The 23,997-nt window shown below is 58.6% G+C and carries 20 protein-coding genes; 14 read left to right on the top strand and 6 right to left on the bottom strand.

From position 1 onward, the window contains the following. Nucleotides 1–7 precede the first annotated feature (7 nt). From GN112_RS22590 to GN112_RS22545, 10 genes are read left to right on the top strand one after another with little or no spacing between them, the layout of a single operon-like run. Nucleotides 8–1,330, top strand: coding sequence for a hypothetical protein (locus tag GN112_RS22590; RefSeq protein ID WP_155312282.1), 1,323 nt, complete (start codon nt 8–10; stop codon nt 1,328–1,330). Next, the gene (hisC, locus tag GN112_RS22585; protein WP_231717095.1) at nt 1,327–2,439 is read left to right on the top strand and encodes a histidinol-phosphate transaminase; all 1,113 of its coding nucleotides are present in this window, start codon (nt 1,327–1,329) and stop codon (nt 2,437–2,439) included. Before GN112_RS22590 ends, hisC begins: the two co-directional genes overlap by 4 nt. Continuing rightward, on the top strand, nt 2,429–4,735 hold the full coding sequence (locus GN112_RS22580) for a xanthine dehydrogenase family protein molybdopterin-binding subunit (protein WP_155312280.1): 2,307 nt from the start codon (nt 2,429–2,431) through the stop codon (nt 4,733–4,735). Before hisC ends, GN112_RS22580 begins: the two co-directional genes overlap by 11 nt. Then, nucleotides 4,732–6,138, top strand: a complete 1,407-nt coding sequence (locus GN112_RS22575; protein WP_155312279.1) for an FAD binding domain-containing protein — start codon at nt 4,732–4,734, stop codon at nt 6,136–6,138. The genes GN112_RS22580 and GN112_RS22575 overlap by 4 nt, the downstream gene beginning before the upstream one ends. Then, entirely contained in the window at nt 6,122–7,606 is a 1,485-nt protein-coding gene (locus tag GN112_RS22570) for an MFS transporter (protein WP_155312278.1), read from the top strand. The genes GN112_RS22575 and GN112_RS22570 overlap by 17 nt, the downstream gene beginning before the upstream one ends. Then, nucleotides 7,603–8,637 (top strand): hypothetical protein, encoded by a 1,035-nt coding sequence (locus tag GN112_RS22565; RefSeq protein ID WP_155312277.1) that lies wholly within the window; start codon nt 7,603–7,605, stop codon nt 8,635–8,637. The genes GN112_RS22570 and GN112_RS22565 overlap by 4 nt, the downstream gene beginning before the upstream one ends. A 5-nt stretch (nt 8,638–8,642) precedes the next feature. Beyond that, nucleotides 8,643–8,975 carry an STAS domain-containing protein gene (locus tag GN112_RS22560; protein WP_155312276.1) on the top strand — a complete coding sequence of 111 codons (333 nt, stop codon included), beginning with the start codon at nt 8,643–8,645 and terminating at the stop codon, nt 8,973–8,975. Further along, a complete protein-coding gene (locus GN112_RS22555; protein ID WP_162459075.1) occupies nt 8,962–9,402 on the top strand; it encodes an ATP-binding protein in 441 nt (146 codons plus the stop codon). Before GN112_RS22560 ends, GN112_RS22555 begins: the two co-directional genes overlap by 14 nt. Beyond that, a complete protein-coding gene (locus GN112_RS22550; RefSeq protein WP_231717094.1) occupies nt 9,399–10,391 on the top strand; it encodes an ABC transporter substrate-binding protein in 993 nt (330 codons plus the stop codon). Before GN112_RS22555 ends, GN112_RS22550 begins: the two co-directional genes overlap by 4 nt. After that, complete coding sequence (locus tag GN112_RS22545; RefSeq protein WP_155312274.1) at nt 10,388–12,310, top strand: SpoIIE family protein phosphatase; 1,923 nt, start codon at nt 10,388–10,390, stop codon at nt 12,308–12,310. Before GN112_RS22550 ends, GN112_RS22545 begins: the two co-directional genes overlap by 4 nt. Nucleotides 12,311–12,334: 24 nt before the next feature. Here the strand turns inward: GN112_RS22545 and GN112_RS22540 are convergent, their stop codons facing one another. Continuing rightward, complete coding sequence (locus GN112_RS22540) at nt 12,335–13,102, bottom strand: SDR family NAD(P)-dependent oxidoreductase (RefSeq protein WP_155312273.1); 768 nt, start codon at nt 13,100–13,102, stop codon at nt 12,335–12,337. Between the two features lie 226 nt (nt 13,103–13,328). Between GN112_RS22540 and GN112_RS22535 the strand changes: the two genes are divergently transcribed. Then, nucleotides 13,329–14,159: an undecaprenyl-diphosphate phosphatase gene (locus GN112_RS22535; protein WP_155312272.1), complete on the top strand. Its 831-nt coding sequence runs from the start codon at nt 13,329–13,331 to the stop codon at nt 14,157–14,159. Between the two features lie 131 nt (nt 14,160–14,290). Then, nucleotides 14,291–15,874 carry an adenylate/guanylate cyclase domain-containing protein gene (locus GN112_RS22530; RefSeq protein WP_155312271.1) on the top strand — a complete coding sequence of 528 codons (1,584 nt, stop codon included), beginning with the start codon at nt 14,291–14,293 and terminating at the stop codon, nt 15,872–15,874. Nucleotides 15,875–16,054: 180 nt separating this feature from the next. Here GN112_RS22530 and GN112_RS22525 read toward each other — a convergent pair whose 3' ends face one another. Then, nucleotides 16,055–16,633, bottom strand: a complete 579-nt coding sequence (locus GN112_RS22525) for a hypothetical protein (RefSeq protein WP_155312270.1) — start codon at nt 16,631–16,633, stop codon at nt 16,055–16,057. A gap of 63 nt (nt 16,634–16,696) precedes the next feature. Beyond that, entirely contained in the window at nt 16,697–18,025 is a 1,329-nt protein-coding gene (locus tag GN112_RS22520; protein ID WP_162459074.1) for an ammonium transporter, read from the bottom strand. A 334-nt stretch (nt 18,026–18,359) separates the two neighbouring features. Between GN112_RS22520 and GN112_RS22515 the strand changes: the two genes are divergently transcribed. Beyond that, on the top strand, nt 18,360–18,563 hold the full coding sequence (locus GN112_RS22515) for a hypothetical protein (protein WP_155312269.1): 204 nt from the start codon (nt 18,360–18,362) through the stop codon (nt 18,561–18,563). Continuing rightward, a complete protein-coding gene (locus tag GN112_RS22510) occupies nt 18,535–19,668 on the top strand; it encodes a bifunctional glycosyltransferase family 2/GtrA family protein (RefSeq protein ID WP_155312268.1) in 1,134 nt (377 codons plus the stop codon). Before GN112_RS22515 ends, GN112_RS22510 begins: the two co-directional genes overlap by 29 nt. 45 nt (nt 19,669–19,713) lie before the next feature. Here the strand turns inward: GN112_RS22510 and GN112_RS22505 are convergent, their stop codons facing one another. From GN112_RS22505 to GN112_RS22495, 3 genes are all read right to left on the bottom strand, one after another. Next, on the bottom strand, nt 19,714–21,390 hold the full coding sequence (locus tag GN112_RS22505; RefSeq protein ID WP_231717252.1) for an AarF/UbiB family protein: 1,677 nt from the start codon (nt 21,388–21,390) through the stop codon (nt 19,714–19,716). An 81-nt stretch (nt 21,391–21,471) separates the two neighbouring features. Next, the gene (locus GN112_RS22500; protein WP_162459073.1) at nt 21,472–22,056 is read right to left on the bottom strand and encodes a TetR/AcrR family transcriptional regulator; all 585 of its coding nucleotides are present in this window, start codon (nt 22,054–22,056) and stop codon (nt 21,472–21,474) included. Nucleotides 22,057–22,507: 451 nt separating this feature from the next. Next, entirely contained in the window at nt 22,508–23,848 is a 1,341-nt protein-coding gene (locus GN112_RS22495; protein WP_155312265.1) for a CaiB/BaiF CoA transferase family protein, read from the bottom strand. Nucleotides 23,849–23,997 lie beyond the last annotated feature (149 nt).

Here is a 23,997-nt window from a genome sequence, read left to right as displayed (position 1 = left end):
GGTATCCATGTCAAAAAAAAAGCTGAAACCGGTTTCCCTGAACATGCCCGTGGATGAGAACTTCCTTCCCTTGGCAGCCACCTTCGTGGGGCAGGCCGCCAGGGGGTTCGGGCTTTCCGTCGATGCAGCCGAGGAACTCGCCCTGGCCGCCGAGGAGACCGTCGCCTACATCACCCGCATCGACGGCAGCCAAGGCCAGGATGTGACCATCGATTGCCGGTCCGGCAGCCATTTTGTCGAGACGGACATCTCCCTGCCGATCGGCGACTTGCAGCTGCGGGCCTTTAACATGACCACCACCATCGACACGGATGACGAGATCGGGCTCGACCAGATGGGGCTTCTGATCGCATCGCGCCTGGCCGACCGCTTTCGCGTCTCCCGCCCGGCCGGCGGCCGCCTGCGCCTCTCCCTGGTCAAGGACCGGCCATACCCCGGCATCGACACGGGTACACCATTGAAGATTCCCGACGCCCTGGCCAACGTCCGCCTCGAAGTGCCCGACGCGGCGCAGATCAAATGGTTCGTTCGCCTGGTAAACCAGTGTTACCCACAGACCCTTTTCCCGATGGATTTCCGTTACCCGGGGAAGATGGTTGATATGGCCGACGCCGGAGACTATCGGCTCCGCCTGCTCGTCGGTCCGGGCGGCGAGATCGGCGGTGGCATGGCATGGCGTTGGGAGGGCACCCGAACCGTGGCGTGTTTCGGGCCCTACCTGTTTGGCGACCCGAGCAATTCCGACATGGCCATTTCTCTGGTAGAGGCCTGCATCGCGGACATCGCCCGGTCGCCGGCCCTGGTGCTGATCAACCGGATGCCCACGTTCCAGCTTCCCGACGGCTACTTCGAGATGCTGGGCAGCCTCGACATCCCCGCATCGGATGGCGCAGCACTCCCGCTGACGGCCGTCTTCCGCCTGATGCACGAGGACACGGGCTGCGTGGTGTGGTCCCACCCCGACCTGGAAGCGTTTCTGCGGGATGAATACCGCCGCCTGGTCTTTCCCCGGGAGATTCAGCCGGTGGTTGCCGAGGGGGAAACCGACTCGGCCTTCTCCGTGCTCAGCGTGGAGACAGACCGGCACCTGGGCCGTTCCACCCTGAGGCCGATCTGGCCCGGCCGGGACGGTTCGGAAAACCTTGCCGCCCACGTGGCGCTCCTGGACAGGGAAGGCATGGCCGACATCCGCTTTGAAATGGACCTGGGGGTTGCCTGGCACGCCCAGTTCACCCCCGGCCTGCTGCAGCTCGGATTCCGGCCGCGGCTGCTCCTGCCCTACGCCGGAGCCGCGGACCGCGTGATCTTCCAGCGGAGATGCGATCAATGACCCCCACCATCGATCACTTGGTGCCCGAGCATGTGCGGCATTTCGAGGCTTACATCCCCAGCAAACCCGACGACGTGCTGATGAAAATGGCGGGCTGCACCCGTCTTTTCCGCCTCAACAACAACGAAAATCCCCTGGGCCCCCCGTCGGCGGCACGCACGATCATCGACGGCTTTCCCTCCCCCCGGGCGGCCATCTACCCCAGCGGGGACGCCTACCACCTGCGGCACCGACTGGCCGACGGTTTCGGCCTGCACCCGGATCAATTCCTCGTGGGCAACGGCGCCAACGAGGTGATCGGGTTCGTCATCAAAGCCTTCTGCCAGGAGGGGGACAATATCGTCACCGCCGACAAAACCTTTGCGGTCTATGAATGGGTCGCCGCCTTTTCCGGCATCGACGCCCGCTTGGTGCCGCTCACGGATTTTACTTTCGACGATGCGGCCATGCTGGCGGCCATTGACCAGCGGACCAAGATCCTGTTTGTCTGTAACCCCAATAACCCCACCGGAACCTACTGGTCCGAGGCGCGGCTGCGGAAATTCCTGGACGACGTGGCCGGCCGGCAGATCGTTGTGGTTGACGAGGCCTATTGCGAGTTCGTGGAAAAGGAGGACTTTCCCGACGGGCTGCGGCTGATCGAGGAATACCCCAACCTGGTGGTCTTCCGGACGTTTTCAAAGATGTACGGCCTGGCCGGGCTGCGTATCGGCTATCTGGCCGGCGCGCCGGCGGTAGTGGATATCATCCGGCGGACCTGCGTGGTTTACTCGGTCAATGGCCTGGCCCAGGAAGCGGCCTTGCGGGCGCTGGATGACGAAGCGCACGTGCGGGCCACCCGGGCCCTGGTGCGCGAAACCAAGACGATGCTGACCCGTGAATTCCAGCGGTTGGGGCTGCCCCATGTGGCCGGCGAGGGAAACTTTATCATGCTGCGGCTGCCCATGAGCGACAGCCTGGCCTATCGCCGGCTGATGACCCGCGGGGTGATGGTACGCAGCATGACCGGTTTCCGCTTCCCCAACTGGATTCGCATCACCATCGGTCTGCCCGATGCCATGACCGCCCTGGTGGATGCGCTGCACGAGGTGTTGAATCATGCCGCCTGACCACCGCGTATACCAGATCGGTGAAGCCATGCCCCGCTCCGACGCCCTCGGCAAAGCCACCGGTGCGGAGAAATTCTCCATCGACACCTACGGAAACGACCTTTTGTGGGCCGGCGTCAAGCGGGGCGGCGTACCCCACGCCCGCATCCGCGGCATCGACATCCAAGCGGCACAAACCACTCCTGGTGTCCGGGCCGTGCTCACCGCCCGTGATGTAAACGGCACCAATCGCCAGGGCGTGATCCGCAAGGACCAGCCAGTGCTGGCCGACGATCGGGTCCGCCATTGCGGGGATGCCGTAGCCCTGGTGGTCGCCGAGAGCTCCGCGGCCCTGGAGGCGGCCCTGGACCGGATCGTCCTCGATCTCGACCCCCTGGAGGCAATCTTCGATCCCGAAGCAGCCCTGAGAGACGATGCCCCTCTGATCCATCCGGATCACGCTGGCGGCAACACCCTCTTCCACGCCACCATCCAAAACGGGGACCCGCAGCAGGCCTTGAGCGACTGCGACGCTGTCGTGGAGGGGTGTTTCGACCTGCCCCGCCAGGCCCACGCCTTTCTGGAGACCGAAAACGGCTGGGCCCTGGCTGACGACGAGGGGCGGCTCGACATCACCGTCTCCACCCAGACCCCCTTCCGGGACCGCCTGGAAGTGGCCGAGGCCCTGGGGCTGGCCGTCGACCGCATCCGCATCCGGGCGCCCTTTTGCGGCGGCGCCTTCGGCGGCAAGGACGGCATCACCGTGCAGAGTCTTCTGGCCCTGGCGGCGCTGAGCTGCCCGGGCCGGCCGGTCAAGATGTGGTGGCGGCGGGAGGAAAGCTTTCTGGCCGGCGTCAAGCGCCATCCGGCCCGGCTCTACTACCGGCTGGGGGCCGACCGTGACGGCACGTTGAAAGCCGTGAGCGCCCGCATTTACCTCGACACCGGCCCCTATGACCATCTGGGCGGGGTGGTCGCGGCCCTGGGACTCGAGCATGCGGGCGGGCCTTACCGGATTCCCCATGCCGATCTCGCGGTTTGGGCGGCCTACACCAACAACCCTGTATCCGGCGCCTTCCGGGGCTTCGGCGTGCCCCAGGTGGCCGCAGCCATGGAGTCCATGATGGACATGGTGGCGGCAAAACTCCGGATCTGCCCCCTGGCCCTGCGGCGAAAAAACGCCCTGGTCCGGGGAGACCGGTGCCCGGCCGGGGTGACCCGTCAGGGCTCCGTGGGGCTCCTGGAATGTCTGAAAACCCTGGAGGCTCACCCGCTATGGAAAGAGCGGGAGCACTGGAAGGCTTCGGCTGGGCCCAATACAATGCGCGGGACCGGGATCGCCTGCATCTCCCACGGCATGGGCTACGGCCCCACGGTTCCCGACTCTGCCACGGCCGGTATCCGCCTCATGGATGACGGCAGGTTTGAGGTAATGGCGGGTGTCGTGGATATGGGACAGGGGAACGCCGCCGCCTATCTCCAGATGGCGGGGGACATCCTCTCACAGCCACCCGGACATCTGATCCCCGTTCTGCCCGATACGGACAAAACATTTCCCAGCGGCTCGTCATCGGCCAGCCGGACCACCTTCACCTACGGAAATGCCCTGATTGGAGCTGCAAGGGCCCTCAAAGAGCGGATTTTCGCCCGGGCGGCCGATGCCCTTATGGTTTCGGATACGTCGGCACTGATACTGGTTCCCGGCGCCGTCCGGCATCTTGCCACGGGGAGGGAAATAACCCTTTCCCGCCTGGGGATGTTCCTGAACCCCGCTGAACGCTTCGCCACCTATCATTACCGCGCCCCTGTTTCGGGGGAGGCACCCCACCCGGATGGGAACCTGCGGCTCCACGGTTTTCCGCATTCCATCTTCTCCCATGCGGCGCACCTGGTCCGGGTGGAGGTGGACGCGTTGACCGGGCAGGTGTCGGTGCCGGAATATCTTGGGGTGAACGATTGCGGACGGATTCTGAACCCTCAGAATTTTTCCGGGCAGCAGGAGGGAGCCGTGGTTCAAGGGTTGGGCTACGCCCTCTACGAAGAGGTGATTGCAGATAAGGGCCGCATGATGACTCGGGATTTCACCACCTACATCATTCCCACCGCCCTGGACGCGCCAAAGATCGAATCCGTGGCCGTTGCTCTGGCTGAGGAGGCCGGGCCGTTTGGCCTCAAGGGAGCCGGAGAGATCGGCATCGATATCCCCCTGCCCGCGGTCGCTAACGCCCTGTTTGATGCCTGCGGAGTTCGGCTTCTCAAGTTTCCCATGACCCCGGAGCGGATTCTGACGGCCCTTGTGAAAAAGGACGCACCATGAAGATTGAATTCCAACTGAACGGAAGGGCCGTATGCCTGGATGCGCCGGCCGACCGGCGGGCGGTGGATCTGCTCCGGGAAGATCTCGGCTTTACCGGCGTAAAGGAGGGGTGCGGCGCCGGGGAGTGCGGGGCCTGCGCCGTGCTGATAAACGGCCGGACCCGTCTCTCCTGTCTGATGACCGCCGCCCAGCTCTCCGGTCAACGCGTCACCACCATCGAAGGGCTCTCCGAAAACGGGACGCTTCATCCGGTCCAGAAGGCCTTTATGGAAAAGGGGGCGGTCCAGTGCGGATTCTGTACCCCGGGGATGATCCTCACCACCATGGATTTTCTCTCCCGGAATCCGGACCCCCGGCGTCCGGAAGCGGCGGCGGCCCTGAGCGGAAACCTCTGCCGGTGCACCGGCTACGAAAAAATCCTGGATGCCGTGCTTTCCGTGGACCTGAAGCAGGCGGTTCCCCGGAGCGGGTCCGGGGAAGAGACCGCGGGCACCCGATCCGTCACCGTCGATTCAAAGGAAGAGAACCCGAGACCGGTTTTTCTTCCGGAATCCCTCGAAGCCCTCTGGCAACTCCTGGCGGCGCATCCCGAGGCACGGGTTTTTTCCGGCGGCACGGATCTGCTGGTCTGGCTGCGGAGTAAAAAAATCAATCCACGGGCCCTCGTTTGTCTGGACCGAATTGACGCCCTTCGCGGGATTGTCGAGCATCCGAAGGAGGTGTGGATCGGGGCCGGGACGACCCATGAAGCGCTTCTGGAAGCCCCGGCGATCGCCCGCTTCTTTCCGGTGCTGGCCCAGGCCCTGAAAACCCTGGGGTCTCCTCATATCCGGCGCATGGGCACCCTTGGCGGCAACATTGTGACCGCTTCTCCGGCCGGCGACACCCTTCCGCCCCTGGTCGTGCTCGGCGCCCAAGTGGTCCTGGCATCGGGAAACGGCACCCGGCGTCTTGCCCTGGATGCCTTTATCCATGGGCCGGGGAAGACGGCCCTTGTCCCCGGGGAGATCGTGTCGGGGATCGTTATCCCGAAACCGGAGGAGGGGCTGCTTCAGCATTTCGAAAAGGTGGGGCTTCGGAAGGCCATGGCTTGCGCCGTGGCCAGTCTGGCGGCCCTCCTGGCCATATCCCCCGACGGGAGGATCGAGAAGGCCCGGTTCGCCTGGGGAAGCGTGGGGCCCGGGGTCCTGCGGTTTCCCGACATCGAAGCATCCCTGGCGGGCAGGCCTTTCTCCCGGGAAAGCCTGGACGCGGTCATTCCCGCCGTCCGCGAGCGTGTGGCACCCATTGACGATGTCCGGGCTTCCGCCGAGTACCGGCGCAGGGTGGCCGGGAACCTGATGCTCCGGCTTCCCACCGTATTCACATCGGAAAACGAGGAAAAAAATGACGGAACACGATGAAATAGAACCCGGTCAGTCCTGGGACGTTTTCAGGTTCGAGCCGAAGGATGCCAACGGCGTGGCCCGCCTTTTTCGTGCTGTTTATGGAGACGGATACCCGGTTCGAACCTATGTGGAACCGGATCTGCTGATCCGTGAGAACGCGGCGATGCGGGTTGTCTCCAGCGTGGTAAGAACGCCCGGGGGGGATATCGACGGAAAAATGCCGGCGGATGCTGGAAATCATCCGGGCCGACTGGCAGCGGTCCGTGGAGGGGGACGGCCTGTGACGGATACGGCTGCCGCGGCGGATAAGAAGGAGAACTTCTCCGCCATACCTTTTTTTTCCAGGGGATCGGTTTCTCTGATGATCGCCGCGTTTCTGGCATACGCCAATATCTCCGTCTTCTTCGGTTTCGTTGACCATTTGAGAACTCTCCCCATCGCTGCGGCGGATTACGGTCTGCTCGTGGGGGCGCTTGCAGCGGCCGCCCTGGTCGCGCGGCCGGTCATCAGCCCCCTGTGCCATGCCGCCAACGCCCGCCGGATGCTGCTGTTCGGTACGCTCATGGCCGCCGCGTCGCTGGCCGCCTATTCCCTGGCCACCGGGTTCTGGAGCATGCTGGTGGTGCGACTTTTCCACGGCACGGCCTTTGCTCTTCTCGGCACGGCGCTTTTAACGCTGATTGTCGGTCTCATCCCCAACGGCAAAAGCGCCCAGTTCTTCGGCTACCTGGCGGTGGTCACCCTGTTGCCCTACACCTTGATTCCGCCGCTGCTGCCGGCGCTTGACGCGCACCTGGGCGGATTCAACCACATCCTGCTCGGGTTCGCCGCGCTGACCCTCTTGATCCTGCCCCTTGCCGCAACAGCGTCCGGCAGCGAAGATTCACCGGTCGCCGGAAGCGGCGCCTCGGCCCTGTCGGGCCGGGAGATCGTGCAGAACCTGACCGATACGCGCATCCTCCGGATTCTCACCGCCATGCTGCTACTCTATTGCGGCCATGCCATGGTCTTCTTTTTCCTTGACGGCTACGGCCGATCTCTGGGAATGGCTTATGCGGGATTCTTTCTGAGCCTCTCTACGGCCGGTGAAATCGGTGTCCGCCTGGCCGCCGGGTCCCTGTTCGACCGTCTGCCCAAGCATATTCTGGCCGCCGCAACCCTCGCGGGGCTGGGCATCGCCTATGGGATGCTGGCCCAGACGCCCGACCCGTGGATCTTCTTTGGCCTGGGCCTGTTCTTCGGTCTGGGATGGGGGGTGGCCATGCCGGTATTCAACGGCCTCCTCTTCGATGCCTCTTGCCAGCGCTATCGGGCATTTAACATCAATCTCGGCATGCAGATGTTCCAGGCCGGTTTCTTCCTCGGCCCCCTGATCGGCGCCCCTCTTTTGGCCGCGTCGGGATACGGGACCCTTTACCTTCTCTGCGGCGGCCTGAGCCTTCTGGCCGCTGCCCTCATCGTTTTCAAAGGGGCCCACCCATGAGTATTGAACAAACGCCCGGCGCTGACGTCGAACCAGGACAGGCCTACACCATCGACCGCTTCACCTCTGCGGATGCCGAAGGCGTGGCCAGCCTCTTCCGGTCGGTTTACGGCAGCGGTTATCCGGTAAAAACCTACCTGGAGCCGAACCTGTTGATCCGAGAAAACGAGGCCCTACGAACGATCTCCAGCGTGGCCCGCACCGCCCGGGGAAAAATCGTCGGCCACAATGCCCTGTACAACAGCGCCGCCCATCCGGGGACCTACGAATCCGGGGCCGGCGTGGTGCACGCGGCCTTCCGTGGCGGCAAGGGAATCTTCACCGAAATGGTCGCCCACGGTCTCGATCTGGCGAAAACCCTGCCAGCGGTCAACCTTGTCTTCGGCGAGCCGGTCTGCAACCACCCCTACAGCCAGAAACTGACCATGAAGATGAACTTCATTTCCAGGGCCTTGGAGGTGGATCTTATGCCGGCCGCCGCCTACCGGAAGGAGGGCAGTGCCAGCGGCCGGGTGGCGGCGTTTCTCGATTTCCGGACCTTTCGCAAAAAGTCCCATGCGGTGTTCCTGCCCCGCTGTTATAGGACGGAACTCGATTTCCTCTACGCGGGGCTGGATGACCAACGCGAATTTCGTCCGGCCGAGTCCCCCGTACCGTCCGGCAGCGTAACCGACCTGCGCCCCCAGATCTTCGATTACGCCGGCGTGGCCCGTATCGCCGTGCATGCGACGGGAGCGGATTTTCGGGCCTGCCTGGATCAATTGGAAAAGGACCTGGCGGAAAAAGGGATTGTGGTGACCCAGATGTGGCTCAACCTGGGTGAGGCGTGGGTCGGCGAAGCGGTGGAGATACTGAGAAGCAAAAAATACTTTCTGGGAGGGGTGCTGCAGCGCTGGTTTGACACCGACGGTCTGCTGATGCAGAAGATTCGCAAAATCCCCGACTGGGATGGCATCTGCATGCATGCCGACCGGCACCGCCAGATCTTCGGAATGGTTCAGGCCGATTGGCAGCGAACCCATAAGGAGTAAATTGAATGGAAATTGACTTTCGCACCGAAGGTGCTACCCTGGTGGCAATCGTTCGAGGACGCATGGACACGGTGAATACCCCGGCCTTTGAAAAAGCGGTGACCGGAGCCATTGAACCGGAAACGACCGTTCTGGCCTTCGACCTATCCGGCCTGAACTACATCTGCAGTGCCGGGCTGCGCGTCTTCCTGAGCACGGGGAAAACCCTCAAATCGCGCGGCGGACAACTCCTGCTTGCCGAATCCGGCGGGCCGGTGAGAAAAGTGTTTCAGATTTCAGGCTTCTTTACGCTGTTCAAACACTTCGATACCCTGGACGCGGCCCTTGCACAGGCCTGAAGCCCCACCGGCCAGCGTTACGGCAAGGGCCCGTCTGGAAAACCTGCCGCGCTGGATCGCACCGGTACTGGCCGTGTCCCGATCCCTGGCCATGGACGAGGAGCGCTGCCTTCACCTGGAACTCGCCCTGGAAGAGTGCCTGGTCAACATCATCACCCACGCCTACCCGCACACCGCCGGTTTGATACAGGTGGACTGCCGGGTGGAAACAGCACATCTGGTGGTGGAAATCAGCGACCAGGGCATTGCCTTCGACATGACTCAAGCACCCGATGCCGATCTTTCCCCGGATATCGAACGGCGCCGGATCGGCGGCCTGGGCGTCCACCTGGTGCGCCGTCTCATGGATGAGGTTCACTACCGGCGCGAGGGAAACCACAACCGGCTGCAACTGCGGCTCGGCATTCACCCGGGAGAGACGCCATGATGCCATGGTATCGGATGCTGCTTTTCTTCCTGATCCTTGCGACGGGGATCGCGCCGTGCCGTCCGGCGTCGGCCGAGACCCAGGGGTTGCCCCATCTCACCTTTCTGCCCCAGTGGTCTCCCCAGGCCCAGTTCGCCGGGTTCTACCTGGCCCGGCAGAATGGCTGCTACCGCCGGCATGGGATCGATCTGACGATCCTGCCGGGAGGCCCTCACCGGCTACCGGTGGAGGCCCTCAAAACCGGCAGTGCCGACATCGTCACCCTGTGGTTGTCAACCGCCCTTCAGCTCGCCGACCAGGGCGTGGCCATCGTCAACGTGGGCCAGCTCATCCAGCACTCGGCCCTGTGCCTGGCAGTGCGCACCCGCGCGGGAATCATCCGGCCGGCGGACATGAACGGAAAAAAGGTCGCCCTCTGGCCAGCGGACTTCCAGATCCAGCCACGGGCCTTCTTTGACAAGTATCAGTTGGATGTGCGGGTGGTGACCGCGGCGAACCCCGTGCATCTGTTTCTGCATGGCGGTGTCCAAATCACGTCACTCATGTGGTACAATGAGTACCACACGCTGATCAATGCCGGACTCGATTCGAATGAAATCCGCCTGTTCCGTTTCGAAGACGCCGATCTCAATTTTCCCGAGGACGGAATCTATCTGCAAAAAACGACACTCGAAAACCACCCCGAGGCGGTCCGGGCATTCGTTGCCGCCACCATGGAAGGATGGCGCGACGCCTTTGCCCACCCGGAAACGGCCATCGACCTGATTCTGTCGATCATGCAGGCGGCCCACATCCCGGCCAACCGGGTTCACCAGCGCTGGATGCTCGACCGGATGCGCGATCTGATGCAGCCTTCCCCGGACAGGGGGGCTATGGGTGAACTGAACGCCGACGACTTCCGGCGCGTGGCGGATATTCTGCGCCTCGGCGGGTTGATCCGCACGTCCCCGTCCTACACGGCGTTCTTCAAGAAAGTCGATTTCCCATGATCCGAAAAAGAGGCATCAGCTTCAAGCTCGCGGCATCGGTGCTGGCCGGCAGTCTTCTGGTCTTCCTGGCGATCTTTGCCGCGGGATACATCCATTCCAAATCGGCCATCACCCGCAACGTGGAGAAGAATGCCGAAAACCTCGCCCTGCGGATCGCTCATCAGATCGCGTCCGTGCTTGCCCCGGTGGAAAAACTGCCCGACCATCTCGCCGCCGTACTGGAATCCGTAGATTTGGATGAAGGGCAGATGACCGGTATCCTGAGGCGCGCCCTGGAAACCAGTCCGGTCGTCTTCGGCACGGCCATCGCCTTCGCGCCGTATGCCCATGACCCGGCGACGATCGATGACTGCCTCTATCTCTTACGTCGGGAAAAAGCGATCCATGTGACCCATCTGGGGGGTGCCCAGTACAACTATTTTTATCAGGATTGGTACCTGATTCCACGGGAAACCGGAAAGCCGTTCTGGAGCGAGCCTTATTTTGACACGGGCGGGGGAAACATTCTCATGGCCACCTACGCCCGCCCGTTCTGCTGCAACAAGGCGGACGCGCAACGTTTCGCCGGCGTCGTGACGGCTGACATCTCCCTGCAATGGCTCGAAAAGAGTGTTTGCGAGACCCCTGTCCTGAACTCCGGGTATGCGTTCATCCTCTCATCCAGCGGCACCTTTATTACCCATCCCCAGCAGCGCTGGGTGATGAACGAAACGATTTTCAGCATCGCCGAAAGCCGACAGGACACCGACCTGCGCCGCCTGGGCAAGCGCATGATCCACGGCGAGTCGGGATTTGTGAGCTTTACCGGCGATCCGTCCGGCAGGCTTGGATTTCTCTACTTCGCGCCCATCGGTCTCAGCCATTGGTCCGTGGGGGTCTTTTTTCCCGAGAGCGAACTGATGGCCGATCTCAACGCCTTTCGGGATCAGGGGCTCTTTCTTCTGGCATGCGGCATTCTGCTGCTGATCCTGATCGTCTGGCTGGTGGCCGGCACCATTACGCGGCCCTTGCGCACCCTTTCCGCCGCCGCCCGGCAGATGGCCACCGGCGATCTGACGGTGGCCATCCCGGGATTGAACAGCGGCGGCGAAGTCGGTGCCCTGGCTGAATCCTTCGCGTACATGAAAGATGCGCTGAATGAACACATTCGCGAGCTGGTCGATACCACGGCGGCCAAGGAGCGGATCGAAAGCGAACTCAACATCGCCCACGAGATCCAGATGGGGCTGCTGCCCAAGCTTTTTCCCCCGTTTCCGGATATCTCCGGCTTCGACCTCTTCGCCATGATCCAGCCGGCGCGGGAAGTGGGCGGAGATTTATATGATTTCTACCGCATGGATGACACCCGTGTCTGCTTCGTGGTCGGCGATGTATCCGGAAAAGGGGTGCCGGCGTCGCTATTCATGGCGGTTACCATGACCTTGACCAAGATGACGGCGGCCAAGCGCCGACACCCCGGCCAGATTCTTAAGGAAGTTAATGCCCAACTGAGCCAGGACAACGCCGCGTGCATGTTCGTGACCCTGTTTTGCGGGGTCCTGGACATCCGCTCCGGCGAGTTGTGGTATGCCAATGGCGGTCATAATCCACCGGTTCTGCTGAGAAAAAACGAAGCGCCAATTTTTCTCGAAGGCACCGATGGGGTGCTGCTCGGCACCCTGCCGGATCTTGAATACGCCGAACGGCGCATCGTGCTGGCCCCTGGCGACGGCCTGTTTATCTACACGGACGGGATCACCGAAGCCATGGATGCGAGCGGCGAACTCTACGCCGAAGAGCGGCTGCTCGGGCAGCTCAGCGGCAAGGATCGGCTATCACCGGGCCAGATCATCGAAAGCGTCATGCAGGATGTGAATGCCTTTGCCGGCTCGGCGCCCCAGGCCGACGACATCACCATGATGATGGTACGCCTCCGGTAGCGTATGCCATGACATCTACAAACCTTACAAGCCGTGCCATTTGCTGAGTTCCTCATCCGTGGAGACCGTTCCGGTAACGCCACTGGCATCTTGGGCGGCAAGAAAAAGAACACATTTGACCATTTTGTCGGGTGAAACCCAACCTTCCGTTGTCTTCTCATCCGGTTCCCAATACCGCATCCCTTCGGTATCGACCGGTGCCTTGGGCTTGATTCCGTTGACCGCGATATTATGGCAGCCGACCTCTGTGGCCAATCCATAACAGAAACGGTCGACCGCGGCTTTGGCCACGGCATAGGCGACGCCGGTGGGCACTGTCCCCTCGTCACGCTCGTCGGCGGCCAGTGAGGAAATATTGATAATGCTTCCGCTTTTTTGATCAATCATGGTCGGGAGGACCGCCTTTGAACAGAGGAAGGTCCCGTGAAGATTGACTTTAAGAACAAGGTCCCAGCGTAACAGCGGCGTCTCGACCACCGGGTAGTAAAAGGCCACCCCGGCGTTATTGACCAGAATGTCGATGCGCCCGAAGGCAGCGATGGTTCTCTCAACCATTGTCCGGACACTGCCTTCATCGGTAACATCGCATCGAACAGCCATTGCGACGCCCCCGGCGGCTTCGATGGCTTCAACTGTTTTTGAAATCGTTCCGGGAAGTTTTTTATCCTTAACGACCTCACTTCGCGCAGCAACCACAACCCGTGCGCCAGCCATGGCCAGTCCCATGGCAATTGCTTTCCCCAAACCGCGGCTTGCGCCGGTTACAATGGCGACTTTATTCTTCAATTCCATTGATTGATTCAATCTTTTTTATCCCAACCGATTTTGACTGTGATGTGAGACAGGTTCCGGTGGCGCCAAGGGCAATTAAGGCACCTGCAGAACACAAAGGTCAATAGCAAAAAAGCGCCGCCGACACCATTGAGGCAACATTGCCCTTGCCATGCCGGCCTGGTGGTTTATACTCGAATCTGATCAACCCTTTCAACCACCATTATCCATATTGGAGTCTGTTTTTGTGAATACCATCGAAGCCATCATACTGGGCACGGTCCAGGGACTGACCGAATTTCTGCCGGTGAGCAGTTCAGGCCACCTGGTGCTTTTTCAAAACCTCTTCGGGCTCAAGGAGCCGGAACTGCTCTTTGACATTTGCCTTCACGTAGGCACCCTGCTGGCGGTAATCATCGTCTTTTACCGGGAGATCCTGAAAATTCTCACGGCCCTGATCCAGCTTCCCAGACGGATGAGAAGCGCCGGCGGACTCCTGCGGCTCTTCCAGGTCGATCCGGACATCCGCATGGCCCTGCTTATCGTGATCGGATCGGTGCCCACGGCCATCATCGGCCTGCTGTTCAAAAAAATCACCGACCAGCTTTTCGGCTCCACGGCCATTGTCGGCTGCATGCTTATCGTCACAGGCACCCTGCTCTGGCTGACCCGCCGGATTCGTACCCAGGGGCGGCCGGTGGCCCGTACGACGCTAAAGGACGCCTGCCTGATCGGTATCGTCCAGGGATTGGCCATTTTGCCGGGGATCTCCCGGTCCGGTTCCACCATTGCCACCGCCCTGTTTCTCGGTGTGGAACGAAAACTGGCCGGCCGCTACTCCTTCCTGCTCTCCATTCCGGCCATCGTCGGGGCCCTGGTGCTGGGCCTGGATGCACCGGAACTGGCGACCCGCATCCCTCTGGCCACCATCATCGCCGGCTCGCTGGTCTCGGCGGCCGTGGGCTGGTTGGCCCTGGTGATCCTGCTACGGGTGGTGGACCGGGGTCAGCTGCACCGCTTCGCGCCCTACTGCTGGCTGGTAGGACTGGTCACCCTGGCAATCGCCTTGACCGGTTAACCTGAAGGCAAGCCGAAAGCAAGATACCGCCGTGAATCCTGGAAGGGTTGTTTTTTGCGCTTCAGATTCAGTGGTAAAGCGCCGAATAACACACCGATGGGCCTGAATGAGAATGCCGAAGGCGGATTGGAATGGAAACGGAAATGGCGCAGACGGTGAAGCCGCTGTCCGGCAAAAAAAACAAATTGGATCCGGCCGATGCGAACGGGTTGACCGTTGCCGAACTTCTCGCCCGGACCGGCATCGCCAAAAAGGATCTGATCCGGTTCATCCAGTTGAAGGTGCTGCCGTCTTCCATGATCCAGGTCTCACCGGCCGGCCCTGATGGAATGCACAAAATAACCGCCTTTTCGGCATCCATTCTGGGCCATGTCACCAGGTGGAAACAGCTCATCGATCAAGGCCACACCCCGGAAGCCATTGCGGCGAGCCTGAAGCAGGCGGGCAACATGCCAGGCACTGCCGATGATGCGCCTTCCCACGCCCCGGTCCCCCCAACGGCAATGTCAGGGAAACAACCTCAAAAAAGTGCCGCATTCCGCTTTCATCTGGCCGTCAACACCATCCCTGGATCGGCATTGCTTGTCGACCGGACCATGCACATCAGTTGGATCACGGTCGCTCCGGAGGACCATCTGTTTGAGACCATCAACAATGAATGGAATGACAATCCGTCGGGAACGGTGTTCGATATTTTGCTGCGGGCCTCCCTGAAGGAATTGGTTTTCGACTGGAAACCGATGTTTGCCGTTATCTATCGCTTCCTGCAGGCAACCACGCCACCGGAAACGTTCAGCCGTCTGGCGCCCAGGATCGCCTTGCCCATCGACGCCATCGATCCGATCTCCAGGGAAAACCGCAATGCACCCCAACGCCCCCCCCTGATCGACAGCTGCCCGATCTGCTTCGAAGCGGATGGCGGCATCAGGCAATTGCGGTTTTATGCCATGGCGGTGGACGAAGGAACCCTCTGTATTCTCGATGCGGCCCATGAGCCGGACAGCTGGGAATTAAAAACAGCAGAGGCACTCATCTCCGGAGCAACGGCAGACGGTACCGGTACCGGGAAAACCGTATTCAGTGTCCTGTCGGCCAGGCTCGATGATTCCCGGCATATCGTGGACACTCTCCTGCCCGAAACCTATTTCCAGCTCATGACGCGTATCTGGGATGAAACGGACCGCATCGCTGAATCCTGCGGCGGGCAGCGGGCCAAACGCAGCGGCACCGACGTGCAGTATCTCATTGCCCAACACTCAGGTACGGACCCGGCCTTCGACGCCATCCGTTGCGCCGTTAAGCTCAAGGGGAAAATACATGAAATCGAAACATCCCTGAAAGCAGACGGCGGGTGGATGGCCGACATTCGCCTGAACATCGGCATCAGCAGCGGCAAGGATCATCTTCCCAAGGAAGATCCCAGCGCCAGCATGGCGTTCATGCTTCCCGGCGGTGCGGCGGACCAGGCCTTTCATCTTTCCGCCATCGCCAACGGGGGGACCATCTTGATTACCAAATCGGCTTTCGGCCATCTGTCCGCCCGGCAGATGAAACGGATCACTTTCGGCGTTCAGCGGGAGGAGCGGTTGATCCCCCGAGTCTTTACGCAACTGTCCGATCTTCCCCATGGCCCCGACAGTCCGACCATGGGGCAGGAAATCCGGTCTCTGTTCGTTACCCAGATTGTCGATCTGAAGCCCGATCATGCCGATTGAAATTTGATTCGGCCCGGCGATTAGGCGATTGACGGATAAGAATATACCAGGATGCGCAGGATTTTCATTCGTATTCAAGGCGGGCTTTTTTACGCATAGTGGGGCTATGTGTGGAAAAGTCCAACGCAGAAGACGGATGAAAAGACAAGCAGGCGGGTATATTCTTTGACAGAAATCGCCTTACCCCTGGCCGGCATCGAAGGATTTGAGTGCCTGGTGGCTTTCGATGAAACGGGCACACGAATTCCAGCGCAAAACAGCATCCTGATTGTCCGCCGCACCGCCGGAAATCGCCTGGTCGTATGCGTTCATGGCCTTGGCAAACCAGGCATAGGCCGTGGCAACCGCCTCGGGTTCCCCCTGCCGGAAGTGGAACTTGGCCCGCCGCTCATAGACGAGCCCCGTGTAGTAGGATTTATCGTATGCCGCCTCCAGCCGGGAGACAACATCCATGGCCTGATCGAACGAAGGTTGCAGCCCAACATAGGCAAACTTGTCCGTCAGGGCCAATGCCAGGGTGCTCAAGGCCTCCGGGTGGTGGGGATCGACCGCCAGGATATCCATACAGATGCTTTCCGTCTCGTACGGTTCGCCGAGCAGTCGATATTGCTTGGCTTTCTCAAGTGCAGAGGGTACGGCTTCAGGGGTGAGGGTTTTCAGTTCACGCATATCGACCTCCATTTTTTTAGGTTGACCGCCGCCGTAAATCATCTCTCCCATATCATCTACTATGAGAAGTTTTACGTCAATATCAAGCACCCGGCCCCCTCATTTTTAGGACGGACCGCCCCAAAGGGGAAACAGGCCGTTTGAGACAATACGTCACCGTGATTCCGGGAAAATCAATCCGTAGCCGTTCTCACTGTGCAGGGATTTGTCCAGACCGTCGAATTCATCCTGCTCGTCGATGCGGAAACCGACACTCTTTTCGACCAGCACACAAATCACAACCGTACCGACGGCGGCCAGGGCAATGGTCGCCCCCATGCCTTTGACCTGTACCAGCAGTTGGTCCCAGCAACTCCAGCCGGCCACATTCTGGCGAGCCGCCGCCATCCAGCTGTCCCGGATGAAAAAACTGAGCAGCAGTACGCCCAGCCCGCTGCCGACACCGTGAATCCCGAAACAGTCCAGGCTGTCGTCGTAGCCGATCTTCATTTTTAGGTTCAGGGCCAGGTAACAGAGGCTGCTCGACAGAGCCCCCATGACGATGGCCCCGCCAGGCAGGACCACACCGGCGGCGGGTGTGATCACCACCAGGCCGGCGAGGATACCGGAAACGAATCCCAGGGAGGTGACTTTGCGAAAAATGAAGGCTTCAATCAGCATCCAGGTCAGGGCCCCGCTGGCTGCGGAGACCTGAGTCATGGTCAGCGCACGGGCGGTATCCAGGCCGCTCTGAACCGTTGATCCGGCATTGAAACCGAACCAGCCCACCCACAGCAGGCCGGCGCCCATCATGGTCATCACCAGGTTGTTGGGCGCCATGGAGGATTTCGGATACCCTTTGCGCGGTCCCAGGTAGAGGGCCACGACAAGTGCGCTGATCCCCGCTGAAACATGAATCACCAAACCACCGGCAAGATCGATCACACCAGCCGCCCCGCTGTTGAACAGCCAGCCGTCAGCGGCCCAGACCCAGTGGCACAGGGGGCAGTAGATGAAAAGAAACCAGAGAACGATAAAAAACGTATAGCCTTTGAAGTAAACCCGCTCGGCCAGGGCGCCGCTAATCAACGCCGGGGTGATGATGGCAAACTTTCCCTGAAACATGGCCAGCACATATTCGGGAACGCCGTTGGTAATGGTGTCGTCGATGCCCCGGAGAAGAAAATAATCTCCGCTCCAGCCCACGAAACCCCCAAGAATACCTTTCCCGAAGGTCAGGCCATAACCGCATACCACCCACAAAACGCCGATGATGGCAATCGAAACAAAGCTGTGCATCATGGTACCGAGCACATTCTTGGTGCGCACCAAACCACCGTAGAACATGGCCAGACCGGGCACCATGAGCAGAACCAGGGCCGTGGAGATCAGCATCCAGGCCGTCGTCCCCGTATCGACAACACCCGGATCCGCACCCAAAACGATCGTGGACGGCAGCAGCAACGCAAACATCAAAATTGTAATCTTCGCAAAAAACGCCATGGTTCCTCCATTTTTCAAATTATTTTTGTATGTTAAGAATAAAACGGGGGGAAGCGTGGGGCATGGATTTCGGCGTAGACACAGGGTCCTGACGCGGAAATCCGACAAAATTGCCAACCGCGAAGAAGCATGCAACCCACATACCTTTTTGTAGATAAGTTCACCTTGCTGTTTTTATTCGCTTTTATAGTAGATTAAGGTAGAGCTGGCGGCATACCGTATTACAAAAGTGAAAAGTTATTGCCAAATATATTACTAATTTGTCATTTTTAAGCAAGTAAGAAAACAGCATATCCAAACGCAGTGTGCACGCAGAAATGGCGAGAAAAATAGCTTGAAAAACGGTGAGGAAATTTTTAGAAAAAATTACCGCGGTTGGCGCATCGGCCTATCTATACAAGTTCCCGAAACCGCCATCCTGATTACCATTCTGTTTCTCACAGATCTACAGACGCTCGCTGCTGTCAGTGAACCGGTTATTTCAATCGATCAACATGGAGGAAACATCGATGCGGGCTATCCAGGCAGGGCCAGTTAAGCTATCTGTCATCATACCATGCTACAACGAAGAAGCGACCCTCCGGCTTTGCGTGGATCGGGTATTGGAAGTAAAGGATGATAATTTAAAAATAGAGATCATCATTGTAGATGACGCGTCGAGCGACAACAGTCTCCTCATTGCCCGGGAACTCGCCCAGCGCCATGAAAAAGAAATTCTCGTCCTGAAACACAAGATAAACAAGGGCAAGGGGGCCGCTCTCAAAACCGGATTCCAAAACGCAACCGGCGATTTTGTTGCTATTCAGGATGCCGACCTTGAGTACGATCCGATGGATCTCAAAATGCTGCTATTGCCGTTGCGTGACAACCGTGCCGATGTGGTCATCGGGTCACGTTTTCTTTCCTCGGGCGCCCACCGCGTCCTCTATTTCTGGCACTCGATTGGCAACCGGTTTCTCACCCTGATGTCGAACATGTTTACTGACCTGAATCTGACGGATATGGAAAGTTGTTATAAGGTATTCAAGCGTGAAATCATTCAGCGCATTGATTTGAAAGAGAATCGATTCGGATTTGAGCCGGAAGTCGTTGCCAAGGTGGCCCAGATGCGCGTCCGTATCTTTGAAATAGGCATATCGTATTCCGGCAGGACCTATGAAGAGGGAAAAAAAATCGGCGTAAAAGACGGTTTTCGGGCACTCTACTGCATCCTGAAGTACAATGCCCATAAAGCGCCGCTGCCCATGCAATTTCTAATCTATCTGGCCATCGGCGGTGTTGCGGCCATGTTTAACCTGTTTCTGTTTCTGTCCCTTTACCATGCGGGAATCAAAGTCTCATTGTGCGCGCCGGTCGCATTCATTAGCGCTGCCATCATCAATTATGTGCTTTGCATTTTTATTTTATTCAAACATCAAGTCCGGTGGAAGGCACCGATGGAAATGCTCACTTACATGGGGGTTGTTGGAGGCGTCGCCTGTGTAGACCTGATGGCTGTGAAATATCTTCTCAATTGGGGGGCATCGCCGGTCATTGCCAAGCTGAGTGCGACGGGCCTTGCATTGCTCCTGAATTTCTTGGGCAGGCGGTTTATCGTCTTTCCGGAAAAGGGCAGCGGGCCTTGGCGCCCCCAGGAACGTTAAGGGCTCGTTATTATACAGGAAACAGAGTTTTTAGAGGATAGGCATCTACCCCGGACACCAGGCAACACCGATCGCCCGGTTCCATCCCATTAGCGGTCCCATAAGCCGATGACTGGAGGCGAACAGAGCATTGATAGACTGGTGGGCGATGAGAAATTGCAGGTCCTGGTTGGAGATCAGGCTGGTGTACTTTTCGGGCCGGTCGGCCAGGGGAAAAAGCAGGTTGACCAGTCGGAGGGGAAACTCCTGTTGGACGAGGGCCATCAGGTGGCAGGCAATGGCAGCGTCCATGTCGAACGCCGGCCAGAGGTCGTGCAAGACCCCTTCAAGGGTAAAAATCGCCTTTCTAAAAAGCATCAGGTCGGCGGGGAAAACAAGCCCTTCCATGGAGAGGGATTCCAGGAGCCGGAAGGTCTGCTTGACCAGCGGCAACCGCTTGTTTGCCGGTTCGTGCATCCATCCAGAAATCAGGTCGCGTAAGTATTTACGCGGCTTGGGCGTCGATTGGCTGCCTCCCATGGCAAGGGATCGGATAGCATCGCACATCCCGGTCAAATCGTTTTTCAGGAGTGCCTGAATCAGGTGTACGGTTTCAACACGGTCACTGCGGGCCAGATGACCGGCCAGGCTCCAGTCCACCAGGCCGATGGCCGGATCCGTCGATTCATCGGTAAAAACGGCCAGGATGTTACCGGCATGGGGATCACCGTGAAAAAGGGACGAATTGTACTTTGAAAACAGCGGGTTCAGAACGACTGCCGTAAAAAGGAGGTCGGCCATCCGTTTTCGCTGCGGTCCGTTCAGGTCAGCATCCAGGAGTTTGGGTCCGTCCAAATGGTCCATGGCAGTCATGGCGCTGGTGGACAGGGGCAGACGCCGCGGAATACGGATATCCGGCATGTCCGCGTAAAAATGGCTGGCCTCACCCAGAAGACGCTGTTCGGCCGCCAGATCGATCTCGTGGATCATCATCTCGCGCACATCCTCAAAAATTTCCAGGAAACGGAAATCCTTGAGCGGATAACGCGTCCGGTGGTCGTGGAAAAAGACGGCGGTTTTTCCCAGGATGCCCAACTCTTCGTTCAAATGACGCCGTATTCCGGGGCGTAGCACCTTGAACACCCCGTGTTGCAAAGAGCCATCCGGCGATGGTTGCCAATGGAACGGTATCACTGCGCCCACGCTGGCCTCGGCCAGGATGGTGGGCGTCACATGAACATTGGCCGCTTTGCCTGTTGATCCTAGTTCCGCATGGATCCGGACCTCCAGTTTATCGGGGTTGGTGCCGTAAAGACCGTTTTCCAGATTGATGAGCCACCCCCGGACAGCCGGATCGATGTCGGGGTGGCGGGCAATGAGCTGACCCAGTTTGTGAAGTGTCGGGAAACGCTGAGCCAGGGCCAGCAGTCGCTCCTGGCAGCAGGTGTCCGCATCCATGGCCAGTTGGCTGATCACCAGGTCAAGCATCCGCCTGCGACTGATCTGGCTGAGAAAGAACTCGATGCCGTCACGGACCAGGGACCGATACCTGGCATAAGTGTCGGGGATGGCCTGATCGGGTCGGGTGCGCGCCACGATTTCTCTGGCCATACGGGCGCCAAACGCCTCGTCTCCCAGGGTATCGGCCATCTGGATCAGTTGCCGGCGCAACGCTGCTGGGGACATCGTGCGGATCATCTGTCTAAGCATGGGGTCCGGAAGATCAAAGGGGTTCAACGGCATCGGCAATCACATTTCCTATCGTCTGGGTTAAGGTATCCTTAAAAATCGATCGGTGACGGTCCCGGCGGGTCCAGGATCGTCTCAAGGGGCAACGGCACGCACGACAAGCAGAATATACTGGTGCATGGCCTTTTCCAATGAAAAGTCCCCGTCTCGCAAACACCAATCAAAGACAATCCCCCGTGCCGTGGTAAAAAGAATGCGCTTTAATTCCTCGGCCGTTAAATCCGAAACAATTTGATTGTCCTCGACTCCCTGAACAAGAATATCCCGCAGCATGGTAACCATGATCCGCTTGTCGTTAACAAACAGATTGTTCCGGGTGTTGAACAGGGCCTTGCTGAATCCTAATCCGTAGCGGGTATAGATCTGAGCAAGGAGATCGAAAAAGCCGATAATCTTTTCGATTGCCGTCTTGCCTTTGATCTGATTGTTTAACATCTTTTCCTGAAAAAAATCATCCGCCCGATGAAAAATTTCCTCCATGATGTCGTACTTGTTCCTGTAATGGTGATAGAAGGTGCCCACAGAAACGTTCGCCCGCTTACAGATTTTCTCGACAGTCAGTTTCTCGAATTCACATTCCTGGACCATTTCGAGGAATGTATTATAGATTATCGCCTTTGTTTTGATGGCCTGAAGTTTTCGTTTGGTCAATTTTGCCATAATAGTGCTTTTCTCTGATGCATCGGCAATCGAATGCCATCGTATTGATAAACAAGGGTACTTCGTAACAGATTTGCATTCAAAGAGCAATTTTCCTGCCATGAGCGCTATCATTCAAACTTGGAAAACCGGTGGGTAGAAAAAGGGGGGAGGCGTTTTGCAACGCCTGTTTGCAGAAGGTGGGATAGCCTCCGCCAACAGCACGGAAAACGGATCTAAAAACTGAGCGATATTCAATGCAAGAGCATTTTGATCCGTTTTCCAGCACTGGTAGTGGAAAATAGACGGCGTTTCAAACCGCCTTTTAGTTAGTGTCTGTCCAGAAATAGGCAAATTTGGTTGAGATCAAGGCGCCCGAAAAATTTTACCACAGGCATATGGTTTATATTCCGAGGATAAAATTTTTCGCGCAACGCCGATATCTGGCAAATTGGCCATTTCTGGATGGGCACTAGTTAAGCATGGGGTCGACAAACCCCCTGCCCTTCAGCATATCGATCTCCGCTTTGCTGTAGCCGGCGATTTTCTCCAGAATTATGTCCGTATCCTGGCCGAGGCGGGGTGATCCCCGCCAGACACGCGGGGGCGTGCCACTCATCTTGGGAACGAATCCATAAGCGGTCACTTTTTTATGCAGTGTCTGATCCTCGTATTCGATCCAGTTGCCACGGCACTTGTAGTGCTCGCTATTGGCGAGGTCCTTGGCGTTTCTCGGGATACCGCAGGGAACTTTCTTGGATTTGAGAATGGCCTGGCCTTCTTCGGACGTGCGTGCGCGCATCCATTTGTCGATAAGACGGTCCAATTCCCTCCCCAACTCGGATTCCAGGGCTTCCCTGGACGCCCCGGCCTTCTCATGGGGATATTTCTCGACATCGATATCCATCGCCTTGAGGGCCCGCTCGTACACAAACGGCCCGAAGGCGCCGATATAAAGGTATCCGTCCTTGGTCCGATACAGGTTGGCGGGTTGAAAAACGGGCACATGGTTGCCGGCACGCTCCTTCACCCGCCCCAGGGTGAAATAATTGACGAAGGTGTCGTTCAGGCACTTGCTCATGCACTCAATTTGGGCGACATCGACCACTTGGCCCTTCCCCGTCTTCTGGGCGTTGATATAGGCCATCATCACCCCGTTGGCACAGAATACGGCGCTGATGTAGTCGTTGATAAACGAGCTCCCGTATCCCGGCGGTGAAGGTTCGGGGAATCCGTTGATATACATCCAGCCCCCTTCGGCCTGACCGATGGGGTCATAGGAGGGACGGTCGCACTCTTCCGGCACGCCGCCGAACTGGGGACGCCCGAATCCACTGAGATGGGCGATGACCAGCTTGGGATTCACCTCGAAAAGCATCTCATCGTTAAGCCCGAGCTTTTCCACCCAGACCATGTTTTCCATCCATACATCGCAATTTTTGATCAGGGAGAAAAAAATCTCCTTGATTTCCGGAATCTTCATATTCAGTTCCAGGGTCAGGCTCAACTTGTTCCGGGCCTCCTGGATCCATGCGCAACTGACCTTTTCATCGTCCGGGATGTCCGAATCGGCCAGGACAAATTCCTCGTCGCCATTACCACTAGTAATCACCGGAGACTGGCCCCGATAGGGATCGCCCACACCGGGTCGTTCAACATGAATCACCTCTGCCCCGTAATCCGCCAGCATACCCGCCGCAAAGGGGGCCTCCACGATACTGCCGGTCATCAGAACCCGCATGCCTGTCAAGGGGCCATACGAAGGGATGATTGCCGGTGCCGGAACACGTTCGAGTTTTTTCCACCTTTCCATTGGGTCCTCCTTTTGCTGAAAAGGAATTTGCTTGCCATTGAATGAATATTCATAGAATCATTTTCACTGAATACCATTCGGTGAAACTTATTTAAGCTAAGCAGTAGGATGCCGGAAGTCAAGAAAAAATTCCGAAAACGTCACCAACA

The organism is Desulfosarcina ovata subsp. ovata, from assembly GCF_009689005.1.
In the GTDB taxonomy this organism is placed as follows: Bacteria; Desulfobacterota; Desulfobacteria; order Desulfobacterales; family Desulfosarcinaceae; genus Desulfosarcina; species Desulfosarcina ovata.
This window is presented reverse-complemented; position numbering and strand designations above follow the sequence as displayed.

Bases quoted from the DNA above. Each gene is read 5' to 3' on its own strand.
- GN112_RS22500 (WP_162459073.1), bottom strand. From the start codon at position 22,056: ATGGCAAAATTGACCAAACGAAAACTTCAGGCCATCAAAACAAAGGCG.
- GN112_RS22520 (WP_162459074.1), bottom strand. From the start codon at position 18,025: ATGGCGTTTTTTGCGAAGATTACAATTTTGATGTTTGCGTTGCTGCTG.
- GN112_RS22590 (WP_155312282.1), top strand. From the start codon at position 8: ATGTCAAAAAAAAAGCTGAAACCGGTTTCCCTGAACATGCCCGTGGAT.
- GN112_RS22580 (WP_155312280.1), top strand. From the start codon at position 2,429: ATGCCGCCTGACCACCGCGTATACCAGATCGGTGAAGCCATGCCCCGC.
- GN112_RS22510 (WP_155312268.1), top strand. From the start codon at position 18,535: ATGCGGGCTATCCAGGCAGGGCCAGTTAAGCTATCTGTCATCATACCA.
- GN112_RS22530 (WP_155312271.1), top strand. From the start codon at position 14,291: ATGGAAACGGAAATGGCGCAGACGGTGAAGCCGCTGTCCGGCAAAAAA.
- GN112_RS22495 (WP_155312265.1), bottom strand. From the start codon at position 23,848: ATGGAAAGGTGGAAAAAACTCGAACGTGTTCCGGCACCGGCAATCATC.
- GN112_RS22570 (WP_155312278.1), top strand. From the start codon at position 6,122: ATGACGGAACACGATGAAATAGAACCCGGTCAGTCCTGGGACGTTTTC.
- hisC (WP_231717095.1), top strand. From the start codon at position 1,327: ATGACCCCCACCATCGATCACTTGGTGCCCGAGCATGTGCGGCATTTC.
- GN112_RS22540 (WP_155312273.1), bottom strand. From the start codon at position 13,102: ATGGAATTGAAGAATAAAGTCGCCATTGTAACCGGCGCAAGCCGCGGT.
- GN112_RS22560 (WP_155312276.1), top strand. From the start codon at position 8,643: ATGGAAATTGACTTTCGCACCGAAGGTGCTACCCTGGTGGCAATCGTT.
- GN112_RS22545 (WP_155312274.1), top strand. From the start codon at position 10,388: ATGATCCGAAAAAGAGGCATCAGCTTCAAGCTCGCGGCATCGGTGCTG.
- GN112_RS22575 (WP_155312279.1), top strand. From the start codon at position 4,732: ATGAAGATTGAATTCCAACTGAACGGAAGGGCCGTATGCCTGGATGCG.
- GN112_RS22505 (WP_231717252.1), bottom strand. From the start codon at position 21,390: ATGCCGTTGAACCCCTTTGATCTTCCGGACCCCATGCTTAGACAGATG.
- GN112_RS22565 (WP_155312277.1), top strand. From the start codon at position 7,603: ATGAGTATTGAACAAACGCCCGGCGCTGACGTCGAACCAGGACAGGCC.
- GN112_RS22550 (WP_231717094.1), top strand. From the start codon at position 9,399: ATGATGCCATGGTATCGGATGCTGCTTTTCTTCCTGATCCTTGCGACG.